Raw genomic sequence first — 23,506 nt, 5'->3', positions numbered from 1 at the left:
CGTATCGTGGCGGCCGTGCATCCGAACCAGGGTTGGCAGGCGCAACAGCCGCAGGGACACGGTCCGGGTTACGGCCCGGCGCCCGGCTGGGGGCAGCCGCTGCGGCCGAGCGTCACGCCCGCGTTCCTCGCGGGTGGATTGTGGGTCGCGGTCTCGGTGCTGTGCTTCGTGCTGGCGGGGCTGAACTCCGCCGACGGCAAAGGCGTCCGGCAGACCCCGGAGGCCGCCGTCGCGTTGCTGGGACTGGCGTTCGGGCGCGGGGTCATCGCCAACGGTGACCCGGCGATCGTCGCCACCTACGTGGCCGGTGGTGTGGTGCTGTTGCTCGCCGCGCTGGTGATCGCCCGGCTCGGGTTCGCACGCTGGGTCCTCGCCGGGCTCGGGTTCCTCGTCGTCGCCTACTACGTGTTCGCCGTCGTCCGGCTGACGATCGACCACGGCGGCACGCTGATCATCGTTCCGGGCATCGCGCTGGTGCTGTGGCTGGCCGCGTCGATGGTGTCGGTGCTGCCGCCGGTCGGACGGGCGATGCGGTGAGCGAGACCTGGGCCGGCTACACGTTCACGCCCCGGTTCTACGAGATCGACGGCCAAGGCGTCATGTTCAACATGTGGTATCTCGGGCACGTCGACGAGGCGATGGCCGCGTTCTTCATCGACCGCGGCCTGCCCTACGACGGCTGGCGCGACCTGGGGTTCGACGCGCACGTCGTGCACGTGGACCTCGACTTCGCCGCGGGCGTGAGGCTGCGGGACGTCGCCGAGATCCTGGTCAGCCCGTCCCGGATCGGCCGGAAGAGCTTCACGCTCGACTTCGCGTTCCGGCGGGACGGCGAGATCGTCTGCAGCGGGGGTCTCGTCTACGCGACCGTGTCCGCGGACGGGCACGGCACGATCGTGCTGCCGGACCTCCTGGTCGAGGCCCTGGGCGAGGTCCGGCCACTGCGAGGCTGATCAGTCCGTGCGGATGAACCCCTTCGACACCATCCAGTCGCGTGCGACCACGCCTGCGTCCTTGCCGTCCACGTCGACCTGACGGCACAGCTCGATCATCTGGTCGTTGGTCAGCGCGGCGCTGATCTTCTCCAACGGGCCGCGGATCTGCGGGTAGCGGGCGAGGAACTCGGCGCGCACGGTCGGTGCGACGTTGTACTGCGGGAATGCCTTCTTGTCGTCCTCCAGCACTCGGAGCTTCTGCGCGGCGATGCGGCCGTCGGTCGTGAACACCTCGCCGACCGGGCAGGTGCCGCCCGCGACGGCCGAGTAGATCGTGCCGATGCCGAAGTTCTTCACCTCGGTGGTCGGGAAGCCGTAGGTCCGTTGCGCCGCGGGGAAACCGTCCTGGCGGCTGGTGAACTCGGTCTCCAGGCAGAACACCGCCTGGTCCGGGTTCTGGGTCAGGAACGCCGCCAGGTCGGACGTGGTCTTCAGGCCGTGCTGCTCGCCGTAGGCCTCGGTGACGGCGAACGCGTACTGGTCGTTGAGCGGGGAGTAGGCGAGCCACTCGACGCCGTACTTCTCCAGGTCGGCCTTCTTCGTGGCGTCGTACTGCGCCTGTTCGCCGCCGGGCACCGGGAGCTCGTTGCCCTGGTAGTTGATCCAGCCGGTGCCGGTGTACTCCCAGGTGACGTCGACCTCGCCGTTGAGCAGGGCCTGCCGCGCGGTCTGCGAGCCCTTGAGGTCGGTCAGGTCGATGACGTCGGCACCGGCCGCCGACAACGCCATCTCGGCCAGGTAGCCGAGAAGGATGTTCTCGGTGAAGTCCTTGGACCCCACGGTGATCTCGACGCCCTGCAACGACTGCTCCGGCTGGATCGAGCCCGGCAACACCTTGTAGGGCAGCGCACTGTTGACGTCCAGACCGCAGCTGGACAAGCACAGCACGAGAACGAGCAACGCCTTCCTCATCGGACCCCCTTGGGGCCGAACCACTGCTCGATCACCGCGCCGGCCCAGTCGACCAGCAGCGCGAGACCCGCCGCCAGCACCGAGCCGGTCACCAGGACCTTCATCAGGTTCAGCTTGTAGCCGGTGTCGATCAGCAACCCGAACCCGCCCGCGTTGACGAACAGCCCGAACGTCGCGGTGCCGACCGCGAGCACCAGCGCGGTGCGCAGCCCGGCCAGGATCAGCGGGACGGCCAGCGGCAGCTCGACGCGCCACAGCACGGCGGACGCCGACATGCCGATGCCCCTCCCGGCGTCCACAAGGGACGGATCGACCTGCTGGATGCCGACGATCGTGTTGCGCAGCACGGGAAGCAGCGAGTAGAACGCGAGCGGCAGTGCGGCCACCCACAGTCCGCCGGAGGCACCGGTGACCAGGAACCACAGCACCAGCACACCCAGCGCGGGCGCGGCCTGACCGACGTTCGCGACCGCCAGGAACACCGGGGCGAGCCAGCGCGCCCACGACCTGGTCGCGACGACCCCGGCGGGCACGGCGACCACCACCACGATCGCGGTCACCACGACCGTCATCGTCAGGTGGTCGCGCAGCGCCGTCAGCAACGACGACGCGTTCAGCGTGCCCTTCTCGGTCGCCGTCAGCTCTCCGGAGAACACCCACGCGAGCACGCCGCCGACGATCAGCAGCACCGCGAGGGGCTGTGCCCAGAACCGGATCCGCCCGGCCGTCATGCGCTCGCCCGCAGCTGTTGCACGACCTCGGTGACGGTCGCGAGGTCGATCGTGCCCACGTACTCGCCGCGGCCACCGGTGACGACGGCGCGGCCGCCCTCGGTGAGCATCGCCTCCAGCGCGTCCCGCAACGTCGACTGCAGCGACACCGAGTCCTGCACCGGCTGACCGGCCCTCGCGAGCGACGTGGTGCGCTTCAACTCGCTCGCGCGCACCCACCGCACCGGCCGGTCGCGCCTGTCGAGCACCAGCACGAACTTCGCGTCACCGACCTCCACAGTGGACGGATCGGCGTCCGCCCGCACCGTCACCGTCTGACCCAGCTCGACGTCTCGAACCCTCATGAGCGTCAACGCCTTGAGCGACGCGCCGGCGCCGACGAACCCGGCCACCGTGTCGTCCGCCGGGTTGGCCAGGATCGCGTCCGGGGTGTCGTACTGCAGGATCGTGGACCGGTCGCCCAGCACCGCGATCTTGTCGCCCAGCTTCACGGCCTCGTCGAAGTCGTGGGTGACGAACACGATCGTCTTGCGCAGCTCGCTCTGCAGCCGCAGCAGTTCGTCCTGCAGGTGCCCGCGCGTGATCGGGTCGACCGCGCCGAACGGTTCGTCCATCAGCAGCACCGGCGGATCGGCGGCCAGCGCGCGTGCGACGCCGACCCGTTGCTGCTGGCCGCCCGAGAGCTGCCGCGGGAACCGGTCGGCGAACTCGCCGGGGTCGAGCCCGACGAGGTCCATCATCTCCTCGACGCGGTCCGCGATCTTCTTCTTGTCCCAGCCAAGCAGCCCCGGCACGATGCCGATGCTCTGCGCCACCGTGAAATGGGGGAACAGCCCTGCCTGCTGGATCGCGTAACCGACGCGCCGCCGCAGGTCGTCCGGGTCGATCCTCAGTGCGTCCTCGCCGCCGATGGTGATCGTGCCGGACGTCGGCTCGATCAACCGGTTGATCATCCGCATGGTCGTGGTCTTGCCGCAGCCGGACGGGCCGACGAACACCACGATCTGCCCGGCGGGCACGACCATCGAGAAGTCGTCGACCGCCGCCGCCTTCTGCCCCGCGTACCGCTTGGTCACGTGGTCGAGCCGGATCTCGATACCTTCAGCCACGGACGCCCCTCGACACGGTGAAACGGTTGACCAGCACGTAGACGCCGTCGAGCAGCAGGGCCAGGATCACCACGCCGATCGTTCCGGTGAGGGCCTGGTTCATCGAGTTCGCGCTGCCCGCGTTCGCGAGCCCCGAGAACACCTCCGACCCCAGCCCCGGTCCTTTCGCATAGGCCGCGATCACCGCGATGCCCATCAGCATCTGCGTCGCGACGCGCATTCCGGCCAGAATCGCGGGCCACGCAAGGCGCAACTCGACGCGAGTCAGCACCCCGATTCTGCTCATCCCAATCCCTCTTGCGGCATCACTCACAGCCGGGTCCACTCCGGCGAGTCCCACCACCGTGTTGCGAACTATTGGCAACAAGGCGTAAAGCACCAATGCGACCACCGTCGTGTTCGCGCCCAGGCCGAACACCGGAATCAGCAACGCCAGCAGAGCAAACGACGGAATGGTGAGAATCGTGCTCGCCAACGCCGTGGCCAGCGCGGATCCGGCCGGACTGCGGTAGACCGCGACCCCGATCGCCACGCCGAGCACGGCCGCCAGAACCGTGCACTGCACCACGGCACTGACGTGCAGAAACGCTTGCAAAGACAGCCGATCCCAGCGATCGGCTACGTACTCGAGCACATTCATCCTCGTGGCCCCGCCCTCGAAGTTGGCGTCTACCCAACACCACTGTGGACGGTCGGGCAACCATTCGCCACCGAACTACCCGTCTCAGCACGCGAGAATCCATTGCCTTTCAAGGCGGTTCTGGTAGACCTCTGCGGCTGTCCACCAGGCACCTCACTCCAGTGGGTTTCGAGCCAAATCTCATACGTTCTTCAACCAAGTAAGAACGCGCTCGCACCCACTCATGCCCGCTGACCGCTTGGGGGATTTCTGAGATGGCGCACGAAGCTGAAGTGGACGGCGGCTGCCTCCCCGACCTGCTGCGCAAGCAGGTGGAGGAACACCCGGATCGCACGGCCGTCGTCTTCGGTGAAGAGAGCATCACCTACGGCGAACTCTTCGAACAGAGTTCCGCTCTGGCCACACATCTGCGCAGACTCGGCATCAGCGAGGACGGCTGCGTCGGCATGTTCGTCGAACCCTCGCTCGACCTCGTGATCGGGGCCTGGGGAATCCTGTGCGCCGGCGGCGCCTACCTGCCGCTGAGCCCGGAGTACCCCGAGGAGCGGCTCCGGTACATGATCGAGGACTCGCGCACCAAGGTCGTCGTGACGCAGCGAGCGCTCAAGCAGCGCCTGGCCGAACTGGCGCCCGCCACCACGAGGATCGTCACGCTCGACGACTGTGACGAGGCGTTCGACGACGGCTTCTCCCCCGCGCACACCAGCCTCGCCTACATCATCTACACCTCGGGCAGCACCGGCAGGCCCAAGGGCGTGATGATCGAGCACCGCAGCATCGTCAACCAAATGCAGTGGCTGCACGACGTCCACTCCATCGACGGCACGAAGCGCGTGGTGCAGAAGACGCCGATGAGCTTCGACGCGGCGCAGTGGGAGATTCTGGCCCCCGCGATCGGCAGCACCGTGGTGATGGGGCGCCCCGGCATCTACCGCGACCCCGAGATGCTGATCGAGACCATGCGCGAGCACGGGGTGACCACGCTGCAGTGCGTGCCGACGCTGCTGCAGGCGTTGATCGACACCGAGGAGTTCCACACCGTCACGTCGCTGAAGCAGGTCTTCAGCGGTGGCGAGGCGTTGTCCCGCACGCTGGCCCAGGCGTTCGTCGCGGACATGCCGGACGTCGGCCTCATCAACCTCTACGGCCCCACGGAGACGACGATCAACTCGTCGTCGCACGTGGTCGATCCCGCCGAGCTCGCCGAGGCCCCGAAGTCCATCTCGATCGGACTGCCCGTCGCGAACACCACGTACCTGGTGCTCGACGCGAACCGCGACATGGTCACGCCGGGCGAGATCGGTGAGCTCTACATCGGTGGCGTGCAGGTCGCCCGCGGCTACCTGCACCAGCCGGAGCTGACCGCGGAACGGTTCGTGGACGGCATGTTCCGCACCGGCGACCTCGTGACGCAGAACCTCGACGGCACGGTGCAGTTCGCCGGGCGCGCGGACAGCCAGGTCAAGCTGCGCGGGTATCGCGTGGAGCTGGACGAGATCCGGCTCGCGATCGAGACCCACGACTGGGTCCGCAACGCCGCGGTGATCGTGAAGGAGGACGAGCGCACCGGGTTCCAGAACCTGATCGCGTGCGTCGAGCTGAACCCCAAGGAAGCCGCCCTGATGGACCAGGGCAACGCGGGCTCGCACCACCAGTCGAAGTCCAGCCGCCTGCAGGTGCGGGCACAGCTGTCGAACCCCGGCGTACGCGACGACCTCAGCGGCAGGCAGAGCTTCGAGCTGCCCGGCGAGGAAGCCTCGTGCCTGCAACGGAAAGTCGTGTTCTCCCGCAAGTCCTACCGCTTCTACGAGGGCGGTCAGGTCACCGACGCCGACCTGGCGCGGCTGCTGGAGCGCAAGCCGGCCGGCGCCGGTTCCAAGGACCCGAAGACCGTGCACTTCGCCGAGCTGGGCGAGATCCTGCGCTACTTCGGCGCGCACTTCAGCGACCAGCGGCTGCTGCCGAAGTACGGCTACGCCTCCCCCGGTTCGCTCTACGCGACCCAGCTCTACCTGGAACTGCACCACATCGCGGGCGTGCCGAGCGGGTTGTACTACTACCACCCGCTGCGCCACCAGCTCGTGCTGATCTCGTCGGTGCCGGAAAGCGTTGAGGCGCAGGCGAAGCTGCACTTCATCGGGCACAAGGCAGCGATCGAGGCGGTGTACCTCAACAACATCCAGGAGGTCCTGGAGATCGAGACCGGCCACATGCTCGGGCTCTTCGAGGAGATCCTGCCCGGCTACGGTCTCGACGTCACCGCCTCCGCGTACACGCCGGAGACCAAGGACCTGCTCGACGTTCCCGAGGAGGACTACTACCTCGGCACGTACGAGCTGTGCGCCTACACCGGTCCCCGCGAGGACGACGTCACCATCTACCTGCAGACGCACCCCGGCCGGGTGGCGAACCTGCCCGGTGGCATGTACCGGTACGCGGACGGCGAGTTCGAGCGGCTGTCGGACGAACTGGTGCTGCGCAAGCACGTCATCGCGATCAACCAGGCGGTGTACGAGCGGGCGAGCTTCGGCGTCAGCGCCGTGGCGAGGTCGGAAGAGCGCTGGCGGCGTTACATCGACCTCGGCCGGACGATGCACCGGTTGTCCGCCAACGACGTCGACCTCGGCTTCATGTCGTCGGGCTACAGCTCCAAGACGAACAACGACCTCCCGTCCGCCAAGCGCATCTGCGACATCCTGAAGGCGATCGGCGAGGACGACGGCCCGTCGTACTTCTTCCTGGGCGGCAAGGTCTCCTACGAGCAGCGGCGCAGCCCCGGCATGAAGGAAGACGTCGTCCACATGAAGGGCCCTGCCGAGCTGATCCGCGACGACCTGGTCAACTTCCTGCCGGACTACATGATCCCGAACAAGGTCGTGGTTCTGGACGCGCTGCCGGTCACCGCGAACGGCAAGATCGACGTCAAGGCGCTGGAGAAGTCGGACAAGACCAACGTCGACGACCAGGACCGGCCGTTCGTCGCGCCGCGCACCATCACCGAGCGCCGCATCAGCGAGATGTGGAAGAAGCTGATGAAGCGCGAGACCGTCTCGACGCACGACGACTTCTTCGAGACGGGCGGCAACTCGCTGATCGCGGTCGGCCTGGTCAACCGCATCAACAAGGACTTCGGCACCAGCCTGCCGTTGCAGGTGCTCTTCGAGTCGCCGACGATCGAGCAGCTCTCCCGGCGGGTCGACGGCCTGCACGACGGGCCGATCTCGCGGCTGGTCCCCCTGCAGCCCAACGGGGACGCGGTGCCGGTGTTCTGCTGGCCGGGCCTGGGCGGCTACCCGATGAACCTGCGCACGCTCGCAAGTCGTTCGGAGCGCCCGTTCTACGGCGTGCAGGCGCACGGCATCAACGAGGGCGAGACCCCGTACGGCACGATCCGCGAGATGGCCGCGGCCGACATCGCGGCGCTCAAGGAGGTCCAGCCGGAGGGCCCGTACACGTTGTGGGGCTACTCCTTCGGCGCGCGGGTCGCGTTCGAGGCCGCCTACCAGCTGGAGCAGGCGGGCGAGGAGGTCTCGAACCTGTACCTGATCGCGCCGGGGTCACCGAAGGTGCGGTCGGAGCGGGACAGCGACGAGGCCTCCTACGACAACAGCGCGTTCGTCACGATCCTGTTCTCGGTGTTCGCGGGCAGCATCACCGACGCCAGGCTGGCCCGGTGCCTGGAGGTCGCGCGGGACGAGGACAGCTTCGCGGCGTTCATCAGCGGCGAGTTCCGCGACCTCGACAGCGAGCTCGTGCGGCGGATCATCAAGATCGTCACCGAGACGTTCTCCTTCAAGTACACCTTCAGCGAGCTGGCCGAGCGCACGATCACCGCGCCGCTCACCATCTTCAAGGCCCAAGGCGACGACTACTCGTTCATCGAGGGCAGCGAGGGCTTCTCGGTCACCGACCCGGTGGTCGTCGAGCTGGCGGCCGACCACTACAGCCTGCTGCGCGAGCCCGACATCGACGAGCTGCTGGCGTCGATGGAGCGCAACGCCACCGTGCGCGAGGAGGTCTCGGCGGTGCCGGTGCTGCTGTCCGACGAGCAGATGTCCGAGCTGATCGCCGCCGTCACCAAGGCCGTCACGCTCGCCATCGCGGGAGGCCGGCCGTGACGAGGTTCCCGGTGAGGAGGACACCGTGCCGCACGTGAACATCAAGCACTTCCCTGCCCCGCTCAACGAGGAGCAGACGTCCGAGCTGGTCGCGGCCATCACCGAGGCGGTGACACGGGCGTTCGGCTGCGACGAGGGCGTCGTGTCGATCGCCGTGGAACCGGTCGACCCGCAGGCGTGGCAGGACCAGGTCTACGCGCCGGAGATCTTGGAACGCAAGGAGTTCCTGCGCAAGACCCCGAGCTACTGAGGTGCCGATGAACATTCCCCTGGTGTACGGCGAGGAAGTGGCGGAGGCGATCACGGCGGGGCAGCCCGTCGTGGCGCTCCCGTCGGAGGTGCTCAGGTCCGGCTCGGACAACGCCGAGACCGCGCGCCTGGTCGAGGACGCGGTGCGGGCGAGCGGGTCGGTGCCCGCCACGATCGGCGTCGACAAGGGCAGGATCCTCGTCGGCCTCTCGGAGACCGACGTCGAGCGGTTCGCTTCCACACCAGGTGTTCCGCGGGTCGGCAACCGGGACCTCCCGGTCGTGCTGGCCCGCGGGACGATCGGCGCGACGACCGTCGCGTCCTCGTTGATCGCGGCCGAGCTGGCGGGGCTGAAGTTCCTGTCCACAGCGGCGATCGGCGGCGTGCACCGCGACGCACGCCGCCGATCGCCGGACCTCGTCCAGTTCACCCGCTCGAAGGTCGCGGTGGTCTGCGCGGGCGCCAGGAACACCCTCGACCTCGGCCTCACCCTGGAGTTCCTGGAGACGCACGGCGTTCCGGTCGTCACCTACCGCTCGGACGACTTCCCCGCGTTCTACTGCGTGTCCAGCGGGCTGCGCGGCCCGCACCGGATCGACGACCCTGCCGTGCTCGCCCGTGCGATCGAGAGCCACTGGGCGCTCGGCGTCCCCGGCTCGTTCCTCGTCACCACCCCCACGAAACCCGCGGACGCGATCGACAGCGCCGAGATCGAGTCCGTGATCACAGCCGCGCTCGCCAGGGGAACGAAGTACCTCGAGCGAGCGGTGGCCCGCGCGACGGAGGGGCGTTCCGCGAAGGCCGAGCTGGCGGTGCTGGTCAACACCGCGGAGGCCGCAGGAGAGCTCGCCGCCGCCCACGCGAAGGAGTTCTCCCCGTGAACCGTTGCGTGATCTTCGACCTGGACGGCACGCTGGTCGACTCCCCGCGCGGGATCGTCACGACGTTCGCCGCGGTGTTCGCCCAGCTCGATCTGCCCACAGTGGACTCACCGACCATCCGCGGCACGATCGGCCTGCCGCTGCCGTCCGCGTTCGCGAAGGTGCTCGGGGTCTCCGAGGACGACCCCTTGGTCGCGCGCTGCGTCGAGCTCTACCAGCCGACGTTCCGCAAGATCGTGCTGCCGGCGGCGACGCAGCTGGTGTTCCGCGGCGTGTTCGACGGACTGCAGTCGTTGCGGGACGAGGGTTTCCTGCTCGCCGTCGCGACGAGCAAGTTCATCGCGAACGCCGAGGCGCTGCTCACCGCCGCCGGGCTGCGCGAGGAGTTCGCCTTCGTCGTGGGCGCGGACCAGGTCTCGAAACCCAAGCCCGACCCCGAGTCCGGCCTGCTCGTGCTGCGCAGACTAGGGGTGGCACCGCAGAACGCGGTCATGGTCGGGGACACCACGCACGACATCCACATGGCGCACGGGGCCGGGATGGCGTCCATCGGCGTGACCTACGGCGTGCACAACGTCGACCAGCTGCTCAGCGCGAACCCGACCTGGCTGGTCGACTCGTTCGCCGCGGTCGTGGCCGCGGCGCACGAGTGCACTTGATCAACGCACCACGTCGTAGACCAGCTTCTGGATGCCGTTCGAGTAGGTCTCGCTCTCCACGACCTTCAGCAGCTGCTTGTCCTTGTCCGACTCGCTGAACAGCCGCTTGCCCGCGCCGAGCAGCACCGGGAACACCAGCAGGTGGTAGCGGTCGATCAGGCCCGCGTCGGAGAGGGTGCGGTTGAGCGTCGCGCTGCCGTGCAGGGAGATCGGCCCGCCCTCGGTCTCCTTGAGAGCGGCCACGTCGTCCAGCGAGCGCAGGATCGTGATGTCGCCCCAGTTGTCGACCAGCTGGTCTTCCTTGAGCGTGCTGGACACGACGTACTTCGGCATCGCGTTGTACTGCGGGAAGTAGTCGAGCGTCGGCCACACCGGCGCGAACGCCTCGTAGCTGACCCTGCCCATCATCATCGCCGCGGCTTCTTCCTGCTCACGGCCCTTGATCTCGTAGGCGGCCTCGTCGAACTCGATGTCCTTGAAGGTCCAGCCCGAGCTGCGGTGACCGGGTTCGCCACCGGGCGACTCGACGACGCCGTCGAGGGAGACGAAGGCGGTGGCGATCAGGGTGCGCATCTGGTTCTCCTCGGTGTTCGCGCTTGCTGTCATCAGTGCGTCGAACGGGAGATGCCCGGAATCGACATCTCGCGCCAAGGAAGTTTCCGGCATGAGTGTCGGCGGCGCTGAACACCCCTCCGAGTCCAGCGCCGCCGGCCTGCGGACGAGTCTTCCCGCACGCGGGCCGGCTCACATGGGGGTGGAGCCCCCAATTAGCGGGCGGGCGTGCGCGATCAGGTCGGCGCGGCTCTGGCGGCCGGTGCGGGCCTTGAGGCTCGCGACGTGGCGTTCGACCGTCCGCGGGGACAGGAACAGCCGCTCGGCGATCTCCGCGTTGCCGAACCGTTCGACGACCAGGCGCAACACCTCGTACTCGCGGACCGTCACGCCGGCCTTGCGCAGCTCGGCGGGCACGGTGTCGTGGTCGCGGCGGCGGCGTTGCTGCGGTGCGCCTGCCTCGCGCAGCACGGCCCGGCAGGCGGCGGCGACGGCGGGCACGCCGAGCTGGTGGAAGTACTCCTCCGCCTCGCGCAGCCACTCGAGCGGTTCGCCCCAGCCGTCCGCCAATGCTCGCGGACCGGCGAGCCGCAGGCCCAGGTAGCGGGGCAGACCGAGGCCGGCACTCAGGTCCAGGGCCTCGCGCGCGGCGGCGTTCGCTTCGGGGACGCGGCCCTCGCGGCCCAGCAGGATCGCGTGGCTCCACGCGAAGTACGTGCGGTGCAGCTGGACCTGGGAGAGGTGCGACTCGGCCAGCCGTTCGTACTCCGGGCGGCCCGCCAGGCCGTGCGCGACCCGCACCAGCAGCCGCGGGCCCTGGTAGAAGGTGCCGCGGATGATGCGCGGTTCCGTGACGGCCTTCTCGATCTCGTCGAACTCGGCCAGCGCGCGCTCGTACTGCTCCTCCATCAACGCGCAGACCGCCGAGCTGTACGACCAGATCTCCTCGGAACCGCCGTGGTCACGCAGCCGCGCCAGCGCCCTGTCGGTCGCCTTGCGGTTGCCGTGCATGGCCGCGATACCGGCCTCGATCGCGACGGCGAGGGCCTGAAGCGCGTGCAGGCCCAGCTTCTCCGCGGCCTCCCCAGCGCTCGCGCCGTACTTCGCGGCCTCCTCGTACTCACCACGCACGAGGTAGGTGGCGCCCAGATGCAGGTCGGCGGCTATCAGGATCACGATCGCGCCGGTGTCCACCGCGGCCTGGCGGGCGGCCAGCAGGGTGTCGACGCCGATCGTCAGGTACTTGTCGGTGATCCCCAGCTCCAGCAGCGCCCGCAGCCGCCACGCCGCGAGCCCGTGCTGCTCGGCGACCTGCAGCCAGCGCTGGAGGTGCTGCCGCGCCTCGGCGAGGTCCTGCCCCCTCGTGCAGCGGGTGAGCACCTCGAGGGCCTCGCAGACGACCTCCGGGGTGCCCGTGGCGGCGGCGCGTTCGGCCAGCGCGCGGGCCTTGGACAGGAGGTCGAGCTGGTTGAGCCCGAGCAGCAGCGACGCCTTGACCACGTCGACGGACGGACTGGTCTCCTTGGCCGTCGCGAGCAGGTCGAGGCCGCGCTCCCACCGTCCGGCGACGGCGGCGACCCTGGCCTGCGCGAGCCGGACGGCCGCCCGTCGCCCGGGCTGGGCGTGCGCCGCGGTGAGGGTCTGCTGCAGCCGTTCCCCCAGCGCGAACGCCCTGGCGCCGTTGTCGGCGGGGACGACGACCGCGGCCAGCGGCAGGACGGCGGCGAGACCGTCGAGCAGGTCGGCGGTGAGGTCGGGATCGCTGGTCAGCGCCTGGCCGCGTTCGAGCAGCTCCACGGCCGTGCCGAACCGGCCGAGCGCGGCGGCGTGCCGGCCCGCGCGCACCAGGCAGCCCACGGCCTTCGCGGTCTCGCCACCCGCCTCCCACAGCTCCGCGATGAGTTCGAGCTCGGTGGGCCGCAACGCCTCCGTGGCCCGCGCGGCTCGTCTGGCGAGCGTCGCGCGTGCCGCCGGTGGCATCCGGCCCGTGATCGCGTCGGCGGTCAGCGCGTGCCGGAACTGGTGGCCCTCGACGAGCTGCGCGCGTTCGGCGTCTGCCCACAGCTTCGGCGTGTCCGTGCTGGTCACGACGGCCGTGACGACGTCGAGCGGGAACGTCCGCCCGAAGATCGCGGCCGCTTCGAGCAACGCGATGCACTCGGGGCCGAGCGCGTCGACCCGGTGCAGCGTGGCCGCCGCGACCGTGGGCGGCACGGCCCGCAGGTCACCGCTGATCAGCAGCTCTTCCACGACGAACGGCACACCGCCGGACACCTCGACCAGCCGCGCCAGCACGTCGTCCGGCACGGGTTCGCCCAGGCAGTGCCGGGCGAGCTCGGCGACCTCACCGGCGTTCAGCCCGGCCAGCCGCACCGTCGCGGCCACCCTGCGCGCGGTGGCCTCGTTCGCGAGCCGCTGCGCCCCCTCCGGATGCGGTCGCAGCGTCGCCACCAGCAGGACCGGCGAGTCCGCGAGGTTGTCGAGCAGGTAGTCCACAACGGCCAGCGTCTCGCCGTCCGCCTCGTGCAGATCTTCCAGCAGCAGAACGGTTTTCCCGGCCGTGACCAGGCGCAGCACCGCCTCGGCCCTGACCACGGCGGGATCGGGAACGCCGGCGGGCGCGTCCGGGGCCATCCTCAGCAGCACGGGCAGGTAGGCGCCGAGCTGCTTCTCGTCCGGCGCGTCGGCCTTGCGAAAGGCCGACAGCACGGCCTCGACCAGCGCCCGCAACGGCACCGCGCGGCTCGCCCGTCCCCTGAGCACGCGAAACCCGCGCGACGAGGCATGTCCGGCGATCTCGGTCGCGAGCCGCGACTTGCCGATGCCCGGCTCTCCCACCAGGAACACCGCGCCACCGCGGTGCTGCTCGGCACGGGTGAGCGCGGCCCGCAGTGCCAAGGTCTCCTCGCCACGCCCCACCAGCACCGGGGACTGGAACTGCATGGCGCACGACAGTACTAGTACTCCAGCCGGTCAGGAATCGAGAAGCGCGACCGGGCCGGCGCTCTTACCGTTGTCCTCAACAACGACCGGGAGGACACGAAAATGGCCAGCAGCAAGGGAATCCGCCAGTTCCACCGCGTGGTGAGCATGGTCTTCATGGCCACCGTCGTGTTCACGGCGGTCGCGCTGACCGTCGACAGCTCGGTGGTGTGGGTGTCGTACGTGCCGCTGCTGCCGTTGTTCGTCCTGATGGGAACGGGCGTCTACATGTGGTTCCTGCCGCAGATCGCCCGCCGCAGGGCCGCTCGCCGGACCGCCTAGCCGTTGAGGCGGTCCTCCAGGTGCGTGAGGGTGACGTTGAGCGCCACCCCGTACACCGCGATCCGGCACGCCAGCCGCCACAGCGTCGCGTCCGTCGGCGCCACGGCGAGGCTGATCACCAGCTCCCGCACGAGCCGCCGGGTCTGCGCGACCAGCACCCCGGCGCTCTCGGTGATCTCCCCGAACGCCGCGGACACCGAGCTGAGCCCGCGGATCGCCTCGATGTTGTGGCCCATCAGCCGCAGGTGCTCCCCCGCGCCGCTCCACTCGGGGGCGTCGTACTCCAGCAGGTCTTCCAGCTCGTCGGCCATGTCCTGCTGCTCGCCCGCGATGTTGTACCAGGTCATCGCGTGTGCGGCGATGACGTCCGGCAGCCCGGTGAGGTCGTCCAGCACGGCCCGCAGCGGCGCGATCTGCTCCATCGCCGCCCTCGCCGAGCTCTCGACCGGCGCGACCAGCGAGGGCACGGCGGCCTCGCGCACGGGGTCGGGTTGCGGCGGACGGACGCCGTAGAGGTCGTACAGCCCGGCCACGATGAGCCGCAGGTTCTCCTCGATGTACGCGACCAGCTCGTCCTGGCGGGCGTGCTTCTCCAGCACGGTGTGGATGGTCCACCGGCAGAGCCGCCCGTACACGGTCTCGTCGCCGACGACGACCGCGCTGGCCCGGTGCACCGCCGCGAACCGCACGCGGACGGCCTCGATCCGGCCGGCATGGCGGACGATCTGGCCGGTCACGCGTCTCCCTCGGATCGGCAACCCCTCGCGGGGCCAACGGTAGTGGTGGTGCGCGGCGGGAGGGGAACGATTCACCCCGCTGCGCCGCAAGTGGTTCCCGGACTTGACCTTGCACCACGGTGCAGGGTCCATCGTGACCGGCATGACCCGAGATCACGTGGCCCGCTGGGGCAGAGCAGGTGCGCTGTACGACCTCGTGGCGAGCATCGCGTTCGTCACGCCCTGGACCGCCGCACTGGTGCTGGACCTGCTCGGCACGCCCCACAGCAAGGAAACGCTCCTGTTCGCCACGCTCTTCGGCACGGTCGTGGTGATGTGGTCGATCGTCCGCTGGCTGCGCCCCGAACGACTGCTGATCGCCGCCGACACCGCAGGCCGCGCCCTGTTCAGCCTCTGGTTCGCCTGGGCGTTGTGGCACGGGCACACGCCCGCGCTGGCCGGGTTCCTGGTGCTGGAGCTGTTCTGGGGCGCGGCGCAGCTGCGCGCGCTGCTGCGGAGGTAGTTTCCGGTGGTGCGCATATCCGAACTGGCCCGCGCCGCCGGGGTGGGCATCAGCACCGTGCGGTTCTACGAGCGCCGCGGCCTCGTCGTCCCCACCGCCCGCACCCACGGCGGCTACCGCAGCTACGACCCGGAAGCGTTGAAGCGGTTGAAGTTCATCCGCCGCGCCGCCCGGCTCGGCTTCACGCTCACCGAGGTCGAGCAGCTCCTGTCCGCCTCCACCACGCCCGACGTGGGTGACGTGGTCACCGGCAAGGTCGCGGAGATCGAGCAGCGGATGCGGGACCTCGACCGGGTGCGGACAGCGCTGCTGGACGTCGCCGAGAACGGCGTGCGGGATCAGTGCCCTGTGGTCGCGGCGCTGAGCGACTGAGCTCGGCGGCGTAAGCCCGCAGGAGACCGTGCAGGAAGTACCGGCCGGGACGGTGCTCGACGAGCAGGTTCGCGCGGGTCAGCTCCGCCAGCAACGGCCTGACCCGCGGCGTCCCGGACAGCGCCGCGGCGTTCTCCAGGGAGATGTCGCCGCCGCCGTGCTGACCCAGCAGGCGGAACAACCGCGCCGCGTCCGGCCCCAGCGCGTCGTAGGACCAGGAGAACACCTGGCGCAGGTCCGTCGCCGAGTCACCGCCGTCGAACGGGTCGAGCCCGCCGCGCAGCTCGTCGGCGATCTCCGCGAGCCCGAACCCGGTGCAGGCGATGCGGGCGGCCACGACGGTCAGCGCGAGCGGCAGCCCCGCGCACCGCGCGATGATCTCGGTCGTGGCCGCGGTGTCGGGCACCGCACCGAGACGTCCGGCGAGCAACGCGCGTGAGTCCTCTGTGGACAACAAGCCCACCGCGACGGGGCGCGCACCGTCCACGGCGACCAGTCCGGTCAGCCGATCGCGGCTCGTGACCACCACCAGGCAGCCGGGGAAGCGCGACAGCAGCGGCCGCACCTGGTCCGCGTCCCGGGCGTTGTCCAGCAGCACCAGCATGCGCCTGCCCGACACCGTTTCAGGCAGCGTCACCGCCCCACCAGGACCGAACCCGCGCAGGTTGACGTACAGCTGCCCGTCCGGGAACCGGTCCGCGACCCGGTGCGCCCAGTGCAGCGCCAGCGCGGTCTTGCCCACCCCGGCCGTACCGGTCACCGCCACCAGCTCCCGGCCCGGCAGAGCGGCGTCGAGTGCGGCCAGCTCACGTTCCCGGCTGACGAACGACCGCGGCGGCGCCGGCAGCTGGCGGGGCACACCTGGCAACGCCAGGTCCGCTGCCAGGATCCTCCCGTGCAACGACCGCAGGTCGGGCCCGGGATCGGCACCCAGCTCGTCGGCCAGCAGCAGCCTGATCCGCTCGTAGCGCAGCAGAGCGTCGGCCTGCCGCCCGCACCGGTACAGCGCCAGCATCACCTGGCCCGCCAGCCGTTCGTCCAGCGGGAACGCCGCCGCCGTCGCCTCCAGCTCCGCCAGCAGCTCGGTGTGCCGTCCCTGCTTCAGCACGAGGTCGTTGCGGTCGAGCACGGCCGCGAACCGGTGAGCCCCCAACGCCGTCCGCACCCCGGCGAACCACGGTGTGTCCACAGTGGAGAAAGGCTCGCCCCGCCACAGCCCGAGCGCCTCGTCCAGCAGCGCGACGGCCTTGCCCGGCTCGGCGCGCGCCCGTTCCACGAGAGCGTGGAACCGGTGCAGGTCAACGGACATCGGGTCGGCGGTCAGCACGTACCCGCCCTGCCGCCCGGCGATCCGCACCTCGTCCGGCAGCACCTGGCGCAGCCGCGACACGTACCCGGCCACGGCGTTGCGCGCCCGGTGCGGCACCTGCTCACCCCACACGCGGTCCACCAGCACGTCGACGGGCACCAGCCGGTTCGCCTCCACCAGCAACGCCGCCAGCACACATCGCTGCCGCGAGTGGCCGATGTCCACGACCCGGCCGCCGACACGGACCTCGACGTCGCCGAGCAGTCCGAACTCCACGAGCCACTCCCCTTCAGGAGCAAGAAATCGGCCGCTGAGCAGCCGATCACATGATTGCCGAATCCCCGCCGAACACCGGACGAGCACTGTCATCCACGACAGATCGGTCGCAGGGATCCGATCGTCAGCAGACCTTCGGAGGACACATGTCCAGGACGCTTCTTCGCCGCGTGAGCGCCGCGATCGCACTGACGGCCGCCGCGGTGGCGTTCGCCGGCGCGAGCACCTCGTCCGCGGCCGTCACCTACGACCTGATCCGCAACTCCAACTCCGCCAAGTGCCTCGACGTCGCCGACGGCAGCCGTTCCAACAAGGCCGCGATCGCCCAGTACGTCTGCGACGCGTCGAAGTCCCACCAGCAGTGGACGCTGGAGGAGGTCGGCGACGGCAGCGGCGCGGTGCGGATCAAGGCCGCGCACAGCGGCAAGTGCATCGACATCTGGGACTCGAGCCAGGACCCGACCGCCGACGCCATCCAGTACACCTGCAGCGCCACCAAGTGGAACCAGCAGTTCCTGGTCGAGACCACCGACTCCGGCGCGAAGAAGTTCCGGGCGCGTCACAGCGGCCTGTGCCTGGACATCTCGGGCCACGACTTCGAGAACAAGTCGATCCTGCACCAGGACACCTGCGTCACCCACCGCGCGCAGCTCTTCACCATCGGCTGATCGCCCCCTCACGTGGGTTGTGCCTCTTGCCGGAGGCACAACCCGCCTTCCGGCGTTCCGGCTCGTAGGCTGTCGGGCGTCGGTGGCGAGCGGGAGGTCAATCGGTGGCAAACGACACGGTGGCGGAGCTGCTGGCCGAACTGGCCGCGCTCGACGACCCGAAAGCCCGTGCGGTGAACGAGAAGCACGGCGACGACCACGGCGTGAACCTCGGCAAGCTCCGCGCGATCGCGAAGCGCCTCAAGACCCAGCAGGACCTCGCGGTGCAGCTGTGGGCGACGGGCGACACCGCGGCCAGGTTGCTGGCGCTGCTGATCTGCCGCCCCAAGGCGTTCGGACGCGACGAGCTCGACGTCATGCTGCGCGAGGCCGAACGCCCCAAGGTGCACGACTGGCTCGTGAACTACGTCGTGAAGAAGAACCCGCACGCCGAGGAGCTGCGGGTGCTGTGGTTCGCCGACCCGGACCCGGTGGTCGCGAGCGCGGGCTGGGCGCTCACGATCGACCGCGTCGCGAAACAGCCGGAGGGCCTGGACCTCGACGGTCTGCTCGACATCGTCGAGAAGGACATGAAGGACGCGCCGCAACGCCTGCAGTGGGCGCAGAACCACTGCCTGGCGCAGATCGGGATCGAGCACCCCGCGTTGCGCGCCCGTGCGATCGAGATCGGCGAACGCCTGGAGGTCCTCAAGGACTACCCGACGCCGCCGAACTGCACGTCACCGTTCGCCCCGATCTGGATCAACGAGATGGTGAAGCGCAAGAACTAGAGCCAGCCCCGTTCGCGCGCGGTGTTCGCCGCCTCCGAACGGTTGCGCGCGCCCAGCTTCGCCATCGCGGTCGACAGGTAGTTGCGCACGGTCCCCTCGGCGAGGTTGAGCCGGGCCGCGATGTCGGCGTTGCTCGCGCCCGTCGTGACCTCCTGCAACAGCTCGCGTTCGCGCGGTGTCAGCGGATCCGCGCTGTCCCACGCGGCCATCGCCAGCTCGGGCGCCACGACGCGTTCGCCGGCGTGGACGCGACGCAACGCCGAGACCAGGTCCGCGATCGGCGCGTCCTTGAGCACGTACCCCGCCACCCCGGCGTCCATCGCGCGCCTCAGGTACCCGCTGCGGGCGAACGTCGTGATGATCAGGACTCGGGTCGGATCGCCGCGCTCGTTCAGTTCCCGCGCGACGTCGAGCCCCGTGCGGCCCGGCATCTCGATGTCGGTCAGCAGCACGTCGGGCCGGTGCTCCGCCACGGCCGCAAGGGCTTCGTCGCCGTCCCCCGCAGTCGCGACGACCGTGACGTCCGGCTGCAGGTCGAGCAGCTGGGCGAACGCGCCGCGCACCATCGCCTGGTCCTCCGCCAGCACGACCCTGATCACGTGGCCACCTTCAGCGGAACGGCGATCGTGACGGTCGTGCCCGCCGAGGCAGTGCGCGCGACCAGGCCGCCCAGCGCGGCGATCCGTTCCCTCATGCCCGTCAACCCGTTGCCCTCCGGCGCGTGCCCGCCGATGCCGTCGTCCGCGACCACCAGCCGCAGCTCGCCGTCGCGGGCCTCCACGCCGATGTGGCACGTCCTGGCGCGGGCGTGCCGGGCCACGTTCGTCACGGCCTCCCGCAACGCGAGCGCCAGCTCGTGCTCGGTCGAGCCGACGATCACCAGCTCCGGGTCCCTGCGCACGACCACCTCGACGCCGAGGCTCGACAACGCGGCCCGCGCCGCCTCCAGCTCGGTGTCGAGCGACGCGCTGCGCCACCCCGTCACGGCGTCGCGGATCTCGCCCAGCGCCGCACGGGCGGTGCGTTCGATCTCCGCGGCCTCCTCCGTGGCGCGCTGGGGATCCGCGGCGACCAGCTGGGCGCGCACGATGATCGCGGTCAGCGTGTGGCCGAGCAGGTCGTGCAGGTCGCGGGCGATGCGCTCGCGCTCGGCCAGCGTCGCGAGGTGCTCGATCCGCGCGGTGCGGATGCGCAGCTCGGCGCCCTCGCGGTCCCGTTCGGACCATTCGACCTGGAGGATGCCGATCAGCCACAGGAAGATCAGCGACGGCAGCAGCCCCCACAGCCGGTACGGCATCTCGACCACCGACACCACGCCGAACAGGCAGATCAACGCCGTCAGCCCGACGAACCACCGCATCGCCACCCGCCGCGACTCCGCGAGGCCCGCGAACGCCGCCGCGTAGACGAAGAGCACGGCGGCGCCGGTGTTGAACGGCGTGGTCAGGGCCCCGAGCACCACCGTCGGCACCAGGCACCACCAGCGCACGCGGTCCGGCCGCAACCACGCCAGCACGTACATCGGGACGAAGGCCACGACGACGACGGCGACGAGCGCCCAGTCCACCCAGTCCGCAGCCGGGTCGAAGATCGGTGCCCAGAGCAGGTTCCCCAGGTAGATCAGGTGCAACCAGCGGGAGATCCCAGCGACTTTTTTCATGACCGCGCATGACGATACGACACGGCCGCGAGCGCCGCAGCCACGATCGCCGTGCCGAGCAGCACGAGCACGTGCGTGAGCACCGGCCCGCCGGTCAGCTGTGCGCGGGCGAGCTCCGACAGGTGGTAGGTCGGCAGGAACGGCGCCACGTCGCGGAAGAAGGCGGGCATCATGTCGAGCGGCATCCACAGTCCGGAAAGGACGGACGACGGGATGAGGATCGCGTTGAGCACGGCGGCCGCGGCACCCGCGCCGACCTGGAACCCGATCGCGAGGCTCAGCAACGCGAACGGCAGCGCGCCCACCAGCAGCACCGCCAGCACCCGCAGCAGCGCGGGCAACGGCGCGTTCAACGCACCGGTCACCGCCGCCGTCGCCGTCATCGCGACCAGCACCCCGGCCGCGTAAGGCAGTGCTGCCACCACTTTCGCCGCCAGCGTCACGCTGATCGGCACCGCGGACACCTGCTTCGCCCGCAGCCAGCCGCGTTCCCGATCGGAGGCGACGCCGATGCCGGGGTTCATCAGCACGACCGAGATCACGCCGAACGCGCCGAACGTGGCGATCATCGTCGTCCCCGCGGACAGCCCGCCTGAGCTGAACTTCCCGAACAGCGACACGAAGAGCGCGAAGAACCCCACCGGCATGATGATCGAGAAGAACAGGGCGGCGGGTTCGCGGACGATACCCCTCAGCTCGTCCGCGAGCTCGACACCGAAGACCTTGCCGGACACCTGCGCTGTCATGCCGCACCCCTCTCGATCAGACCCGCCACCGCCTCTTCCAGCCCGGCACCCTCGACCCGCAGGTCGGTGAGGCCGGGGTCCTGCGCGAGCAACACCCGCAGCAACGCCTCCGGTGAACGCGTGCCGAGCCGGACGTGCTCACCGTCGTTGCGCAGCGACACGACACCCGGCAGCGCTTGGAGGCGCTCCAAGCCCAGGTCCGTTCGAGCGATCACCGTGCGGTCGGGCAGCCTGGCGACCAGTTCGTCCGGTGTGCCCTCGGCGAGCACGCGGCCCCGGTCGAGCACGACCACGCGGTCGGCGACGGCCGAGGACTCCTCGATGAGGTGCGTGGTCAGCAGCACGCCGGTGCCGCGCTCGCGCCGTTCGGCGAGGATCTGCCAGAACCGCTTGCGGGCGGGCACGTCCAGGCCCGCGGTCGGTTCGTCCAGCACCAGCAGCGCCGGATCGCCGACCAGCGCCATGGCGAGCTGCAGTCGTTGCTTCTGACCGCCGGAGAGCTTCGCCGCCCGCCGCCCGGCCAGCTCGGTCAGGTCGAGCTCCGCCATCACCGGCCCGGCCGCCGCACGGGGCTTGCCCGCACGCACCGCGGCCCCGATGACCAGCTCGGACACCTTCAGCGTGTTCGGGAACCCGAGCGACTGCTGCACCACCCCGAGCTGCCGCCTGGTCGACGCGACGCGCGGGTCACCACCGCGGACGCGCACCGAGCCCGTCCCGGCGGGCAGCAGCCCGATCACCTGGTTGACCAGCGTCGTCTTGCCCGCGCCGTTCGGCCCGAGCAGCGCCACGCACTCCCCCACACCGACGTCCAGATCAACGCCGTCCAACGCTCGCGTGGCACCGTAGTCGTGCCGCGCTCCCCGTACCTCGAGCACCGTCTCCATGGCATCAAGCCTGGTCGGAGCGGGCTTTCAGCAGTAGTGAGGCAGCGTCACCACGTCGGGATGACAAAAGTCATTCGGGCCGGACGGCCTGCGCCCTCGGGTACTTGCGGCCGGGGATCGGCGCGGGCGACCCGGTGAACGACACCGGCGTGCCCGCGAGCAGCAGGGTCAGCCCGTCCGGCAGCTCGTCGCGCGAGACGAACCACGACCCGCCGCGCGTGTCCGTGATGAACCCGTGCGCCTGACCGGTCTTCCAGGTCGCCACCGTGCCCTTGCGCCGCCCGCGCGGCGCCCCGACCGGCGACGCCACCGCCTGCGACGACCGCACGAAGGCACGCCGCAACGGGTAGTCGGCCTGGTCACCGGGCGCGAACAGCTCGTCGAAACCGGGCGTGAACGGCGTCGCGGCCCGCAACGGGGCGGCGGTGCGCGGCGTCCAGGCAGGCGGCGCCTGGACCGTCTTGATGTCCACCACGGGCACGATCACGTGCACGCCCCGCGCCGTCAGCCGCTGGGCGAGCGGGGCGAAGTCCGAGTCACCCGTCAGCAGCACGACCCACTGCAACGGCGACGTCATCGCCCGGTCCCACGCCTCCAGCGCGAGCAGGACGTCGACGCCCTTCTCCTTGCCGTTGTGCAGCGGCAGGTCGTGCCGCGTGATGCCGGCGGCGGCCAGCGCCCTGTCGAAGGACTCCGCGGGAGTGTCGATGCGACCGCGAACGTAGTGCGCCTCCGCGACCACGCACTCGTCCAGCGGACGACCCGTCTCGTTGTGGACGTACCAACGCAACGCGTCGTGCAGACCATCGAGAGAGACACGCGCGCCCCTGGGGTGCGCGGTGGCGTAGAAATCGCTCAGGTAGGCGAACCACGTGCCGTCGTAGAACACTCCGATCCGGTCGGTCTCACCCACCGGACGAGATTACTACTTCCGGTGAAAGTGGACGTTGCGCCACTGGTGCCCGGCCCCCGCGGTCTTCACCGTGCCGCACACGCCGTACTTCACCAGGTCACCCTCCGGAACTCCGATCGAACGCGGAGTGTCCGGGCGCCTCGGGTAACTGCAGCAACTGGCCCGCGACGTCCAGGAACTCACCGCCGCACTGCCACATCGTCAGGTCGGGATCGACGACGAACGGGTCAGCGGGGTCCGCGTCGTCCTCGGCCACGCGATAGGCCAGTGCCTCCGACTCCGAGTACGCGAGCACCGTCTCGTTGGTGCCACGCCACACCCGTCTGAACATCACAGCGTTGACGCACGTGAAGTGATCATGCACGACGGTCCGCTGAAACCCGCGACGCAGCAACAACTTCATGCATTCCTCGACGCTGCTCACAACACCCGATTGTGGCTGTGCGCACGTATCACCCCCACCGTGCGTCACTCGATAGGGTCAAACGTTTGAGGCACGTGCACAACCTGGCCCTCCCTCTTTCGTGCACGGAACCAGACCGGAACGGGCTATCGC

The 23,506-nt window shown here is 70.0% G+C and carries 24 protein-coding genes and 1 pseudogene; 11 read left to right on the top strand and 14 right to left on the bottom strand.

Annotated elements, in window-relative coordinates; translation table 11 throughout:
* Positions 1 to 15 precede the first annotated feature (15 nt).
* Together ACSHWB_RS20355 and ACSHWB_RS20350 are read left to right on the top strand one after the other, a co-directional pair.
* Complete coding sequence (locus ACSHWB_RS20355) at positions 16 to 537, top strand: hypothetical protein (RefSeq protein WP_439663580.1); 522 nt, start codon at positions 16 to 18, stop codon at positions 535 to 537.
* Positions 534 to 953 (top strand): acyl-CoA thioesterase, encoded by a 420-nt coding sequence (locus ACSHWB_RS20350; RefSeq protein ID WP_439663579.1) that lies wholly within the window; start codon positions 534 to 536, stop codon positions 951 to 953. Before ACSHWB_RS20355 ends, ACSHWB_RS20350 begins: the two co-directional genes overlap by 4 nt.
* On the opposite strand, the gene ACSHWB_RS20345 is transcribed toward ACSHWB_RS20350, so the two are convergent.
* From ACSHWB_RS20345 to ACSHWB_RS20330, 4 genes are read right to left on the bottom strand one after another with little or no spacing between them, the layout of a single operon-like run.
* Positions 954 to 1,907 carry a glycine betaine ABC transporter substrate-binding protein gene (locus ACSHWB_RS20345; protein ID WP_439663578.1) on the bottom strand — a complete coding sequence of 318 codons (954 nt, stop codon included), beginning with the start codon at positions 1,905 to 1,907 and terminating at the stop codon, positions 954 to 956.
* Entirely contained in the window at positions 1,904 to 2,638 is a 735-nt protein-coding gene (locus tag ACSHWB_RS20340) for an ABC transporter permease (RefSeq protein WP_439663577.1), read from the bottom strand. The genes ACSHWB_RS20345 and ACSHWB_RS20340 overlap by 4 nt, the downstream gene beginning before the upstream one ends.
* Complete coding sequence (locus ACSHWB_RS20335; RefSeq protein ID WP_439663576.1) at positions 2,635 to 3,747, bottom strand: ABC transporter ATP-binding protein; 1,113 nt, start codon at positions 3,745 to 3,747, stop codon at positions 2,635 to 2,637. Before ACSHWB_RS20335 ends, ACSHWB_RS20340 begins: the two co-directional genes overlap by 4 nt.
* A complete protein-coding gene (locus tag ACSHWB_RS20330) occupies positions 3,740 to 4,387 on the bottom strand; it encodes an ABC transporter permease (protein WP_439663575.1) in 648 nt (215 codons plus the stop codon). The genes ACSHWB_RS20335 and ACSHWB_RS20330 overlap by 8 nt, the downstream gene beginning before the upstream one ends.
* A gap of 254 nt (positions 4,388 to 4,641) precedes the next feature.
* Here ACSHWB_RS20330 and ACSHWB_RS20325 point away from each other — a divergent pair, with 254 nt between their 5' ends.
* From ACSHWB_RS20325 to ACSHWB_RS20310, 4 genes are read left to right on the top strand one after another with little or no spacing between them, the layout of a single operon-like run.
* Entirely contained in the window at positions 4,642 to 8,505 is a 3,864-nt protein-coding gene (locus tag ACSHWB_RS20325; protein ID WP_439663574.1) for an amino acid adenylation domain-containing protein, read from the top strand.
* A gap of 25 nt (positions 8,506 to 8,530) precedes the next feature.
* Entirely contained in the window at positions 8,531 to 8,755 is a 225-nt protein-coding gene (locus ACSHWB_RS20320) for a tautomerase family protein (protein WP_439663573.1), read from the top strand.
* A 7-nt stretch (positions 8,756 to 8,762) separates the two neighbouring features.
* Entirely contained in the window at positions 8,763 to 9,635 is an 873-nt protein-coding gene (locus ACSHWB_RS20315; RefSeq protein WP_439663572.1) for a pseudouridine-5'-phosphate glycosidase, read from the top strand.
* Positions 9,632 to 10,294, top strand: a complete 663-nt coding sequence (locus ACSHWB_RS20310) for an HAD family hydrolase (RefSeq protein WP_439663571.1) — start codon at positions 9,632 to 9,634, stop codon at positions 10,292 to 10,294. The genes ACSHWB_RS20315 and ACSHWB_RS20310 overlap by 4 nt, the downstream gene beginning before the upstream one ends.
* On the opposite strand, the gene ACSHWB_RS20305 is transcribed toward ACSHWB_RS20310, so the two are convergent.
* Positions 10,295 to 10,867, bottom strand: a complete 573-nt coding sequence (locus tag ACSHWB_RS20305; RefSeq protein ID WP_439663570.1) for a dihydrofolate reductase family protein — start codon at positions 10,865 to 10,867, stop codon at positions 10,295 to 10,297. It lies immediately after the preceding gene.
* A gap of 171 nt (positions 10,868 to 11,038) precedes the next feature.
* Positions 11,039 to 13,789, bottom strand: coding sequence for an ATP-binding protein (locus tag ACSHWB_RS20300; RefSeq protein WP_439663569.1), 2,751 nt, complete (start codon positions 13,787 to 13,789; stop codon positions 11,039 to 11,041).
* Positions 13,790 to 13,891: 102 nt separating this feature from the next.
* Here ACSHWB_RS20300 and ACSHWB_RS20295 point away from each other — a divergent pair, with 102 nt between their 5' ends.
* A complete protein-coding gene (locus ACSHWB_RS20295) occupies positions 13,892 to 14,110 on the top strand; it encodes a hypothetical protein (protein ID WP_439663568.1) in 219 nt (72 codons plus the stop codon).
* On the opposite strand, the gene ACSHWB_RS20290 is transcribed toward ACSHWB_RS20295, so the two are convergent.
* Entirely contained in the window at positions 14,107 to 14,847 is a 741-nt protein-coding gene (locus ACSHWB_RS20290) for a hypothetical protein (protein WP_439663567.1), read from the bottom strand. The genes ACSHWB_RS20295 and ACSHWB_RS20290 overlap by 4 nt on opposite strands.
* A gap of 142 nt (positions 14,848 to 14,989) precedes the next feature.
* Here ACSHWB_RS20290 and ACSHWB_RS20285 point away from each other — a divergent pair, with 142 nt between their 5' ends.
* On the top strand, positions 14,990 to 15,349 hold the full coding sequence (locus tag ACSHWB_RS20285) for a hypothetical protein (RefSeq protein WP_439663566.1): 360 nt from the start codon (positions 14,990 to 14,992) through the stop codon (positions 15,347 to 15,349).
* A 9-nt stretch (positions 15,350 to 15,358) separates the two neighbouring features.
* Complete coding sequence (locus ACSHWB_RS20280) at positions 15,359 to 15,721, top strand: MerR family transcriptional regulator (protein ID WP_439663565.1); 363 nt, start codon at positions 15,359 to 15,361, stop codon at positions 15,719 to 15,721.
* A 325-nt stretch (positions 15,722 to 16,046) separates the two neighbouring features.
* Here the strand turns inward: ACSHWB_RS20280 and ACSHWB_RS20275 are convergent.
* Positions 16,047 to 17,399, bottom strand: a pseudogene (locus ACSHWB_RS20275) (BTAD domain-containing putative transcriptional regulator); the annotation flags it as partial.
* A gap of 53 nt (positions 17,400 to 17,452) precedes the next feature.
* Here ACSHWB_RS20275 and ACSHWB_RS20270 point away from each other — a divergent pair.
* The gene (locus ACSHWB_RS20270) at positions 17,453 to 17,974 is read left to right on the top strand and encodes an RICIN domain-containing protein (RefSeq protein WP_439663564.1); all 522 of its coding nucleotides are present in this window, start codon (positions 17,453 to 17,455) and stop codon (positions 17,972 to 17,974) included.
* Positions 17,975 to 18,078: 104 nt separating this feature from the next.
* On the top strand, positions 18,079 to 18,744 hold the full coding sequence (locus ACSHWB_RS20265; RefSeq protein ID WP_439663563.1) for a DNA alkylation repair protein: 666 nt from the start codon (positions 18,079 to 18,081) through the stop codon (positions 18,742 to 18,744).
* Here the strand turns inward: ACSHWB_RS20265 and ACSHWB_RS20260 are convergent.
* The 6 genes from ACSHWB_RS20260 to ACSHWB_RS20235 all read right to left on the bottom strand — a co-directional run bounded on the left by ACSHWB_RS20260 (position 18,741) and on the right by ACSHWB_RS20235 (position 23,353).
* Positions 18,741 to 19,343 carry a response regulator gene (locus ACSHWB_RS20260; protein ID WP_439663562.1) on the bottom strand — a complete coding sequence of 201 codons (603 nt, stop codon included), beginning with the start codon at positions 19,341 to 19,343 and terminating at the stop codon, positions 18,741 to 18,743. The two genes, ACSHWB_RS20265 and ACSHWB_RS20260, sit on opposite strands and share 4 nt — an antisense overlap.
* Complete coding sequence (locus ACSHWB_RS20255) at positions 19,340 to 20,404, bottom strand: sensor histidine kinase (protein ID WP_439663561.1); 1,065 nt, start codon at positions 20,402 to 20,404, stop codon at positions 19,340 to 19,342. Before ACSHWB_RS20255 ends, ACSHWB_RS20260 begins: the two co-directional genes overlap by 4 nt.
* A complete protein-coding gene (locus ACSHWB_RS20250; RefSeq protein ID WP_439663560.1) occupies positions 20,401 to 21,150 on the bottom strand; it encodes an ABC transporter permease in 750 nt (249 codons plus the stop codon). Before ACSHWB_RS20250 ends, ACSHWB_RS20255 begins: the two co-directional genes overlap by 4 nt.
* Positions 21,147 to 22,037, bottom strand: a complete 891-nt coding sequence (locus ACSHWB_RS20245) for an ABC transporter ATP-binding protein (RefSeq protein WP_439663559.1) — start codon at positions 22,035 to 22,037, stop codon at positions 21,147 to 21,149. Before ACSHWB_RS20245 ends, ACSHWB_RS20250 begins: the two co-directional genes overlap by 4 nt.
* A 70-nt stretch (positions 22,038 to 22,107) precedes the next feature.
* On the bottom strand, positions 22,108 to 22,950 hold the full coding sequence (locus tag ACSHWB_RS20240) for an NYN domain-containing protein (protein WP_439663558.1): 843 nt from the start codon (positions 22,948 to 22,950) through the stop codon (positions 22,108 to 22,110).
* A 97-nt stretch (positions 22,951 to 23,047) separates the two neighbouring features.
* Positions 23,048 to 23,353, bottom strand: coding sequence for a hypothetical protein (locus ACSHWB_RS20235; protein ID WP_439663557.1), 306 nt, complete (start codon positions 23,351 to 23,353; stop codon positions 23,048 to 23,050).
* Positions 23,354 to 23,506 lie beyond the last annotated feature (153 nt).

The sequence above is a fragment of the Lentzea sp. HUAS TT2 genome (assembly GCF_051853195.1).
Lineage (GTDB): Bacteria > Actinomycetota > Actinomycetes > Mycobacteriales > Pseudonocardiaceae > Lentzea.
The sequence above is the reverse complement of the archived record's forward strand: the minus strand, read 5'-3'. Positions and strand labels throughout refer to the sequence as shown.

Bases quoted from the DNA above. Each gene is read 5' to 3' on its own strand.
- ACSHWB_RS20340 (WP_439663577.1), bottom strand. From the start codon at position 2,638: ATGACGGCCGGGCGGATCCGGTTCTGGGCACAGCCCCTCGCGGTGCTG.
- ACSHWB_RS20345 (WP_439663578.1), bottom strand. From the start codon at position 1,907: ATGAGGAAGGCGTTGCTCGTTCTCGTGCTGTGCTTGTCCAGCTGCGGT.
- ACSHWB_RS20255 (WP_439663561.1), bottom strand. From the start codon at position 20,404: ATGAAAAAAGTCGCTGGGATCTCCCGCTGGTTGCACCTGATCTACCTG.
- ACSHWB_RS20300 (WP_439663569.1), bottom strand. From the start codon at position 13,789: ATGCAGTTCCAGTCCCCGGTGCTGGTGGGGCGTGGCGAGGAGACCTTG.
- ACSHWB_RS20305 (WP_439663570.1), bottom strand. From the start codon at position 10,867: ATGCGCACCCTGATCGCCACCGCCTTCGTCTCCCTCGACGGCGTCGTC.
- ACSHWB_RS20235 (WP_439663557.1), bottom strand. From the start codon at position 23,353: ATGAAGTTGTTGCTGCGTCGCGGGTTTCAGCGGACCGTCGTGCATGAT.
- ACSHWB_RS20250 (WP_439663560.1), bottom strand. From the start codon at position 21,150: ATGACAGCGCAGGTGTCCGGCAAGGTCTTCGGTGTCGAGCTCGCGGAC.
- ACSHWB_RS20330 (WP_439663575.1), bottom strand. From the start codon at position 4,387: ATGAATGTGCTCGAGTACGTAGCCGATCGCTGGGATCGGCTGTCTTTG.
- ACSHWB_RS20285 (WP_439663566.1), top strand. From the start codon at position 14,990: ATGACCCGAGATCACGTGGCCCGCTGGGGCAGAGCAGGTGCGCTGTAC.
- ACSHWB_RS20295 (WP_439663568.1), top strand. From the start codon at position 13,892: ATGGCCAGCAGCAAGGGAATCCGCCAGTTCCACCGCGTGGTGAGCATG.
- ACSHWB_RS20315 (WP_439663572.1), top strand. From the start codon at position 8,763: ATGAACATTCCCCTGGTGTACGGCGAGGAAGTGGCGGAGGCGATCACG.
- ACSHWB_RS20270 (WP_439663564.1), top strand. From the start codon at position 17,453: ATGTCCAGGACGCTTCTTCGCCGCGTGAGCGCCGCGATCGCACTGACG.
- ACSHWB_RS20325 (WP_439663574.1), top strand. From the start codon at position 4,642: ATGGCGCACGAAGCTGAAGTGGACGGCGGCTGCCTCCCCGACCTGCTG.
- ACSHWB_RS20245 (WP_439663559.1), bottom strand. From the start codon at position 22,037: ATGGAGACGGTGCTCGAGGTACGGGGAGCGCGGCACGACTACGGTGCC.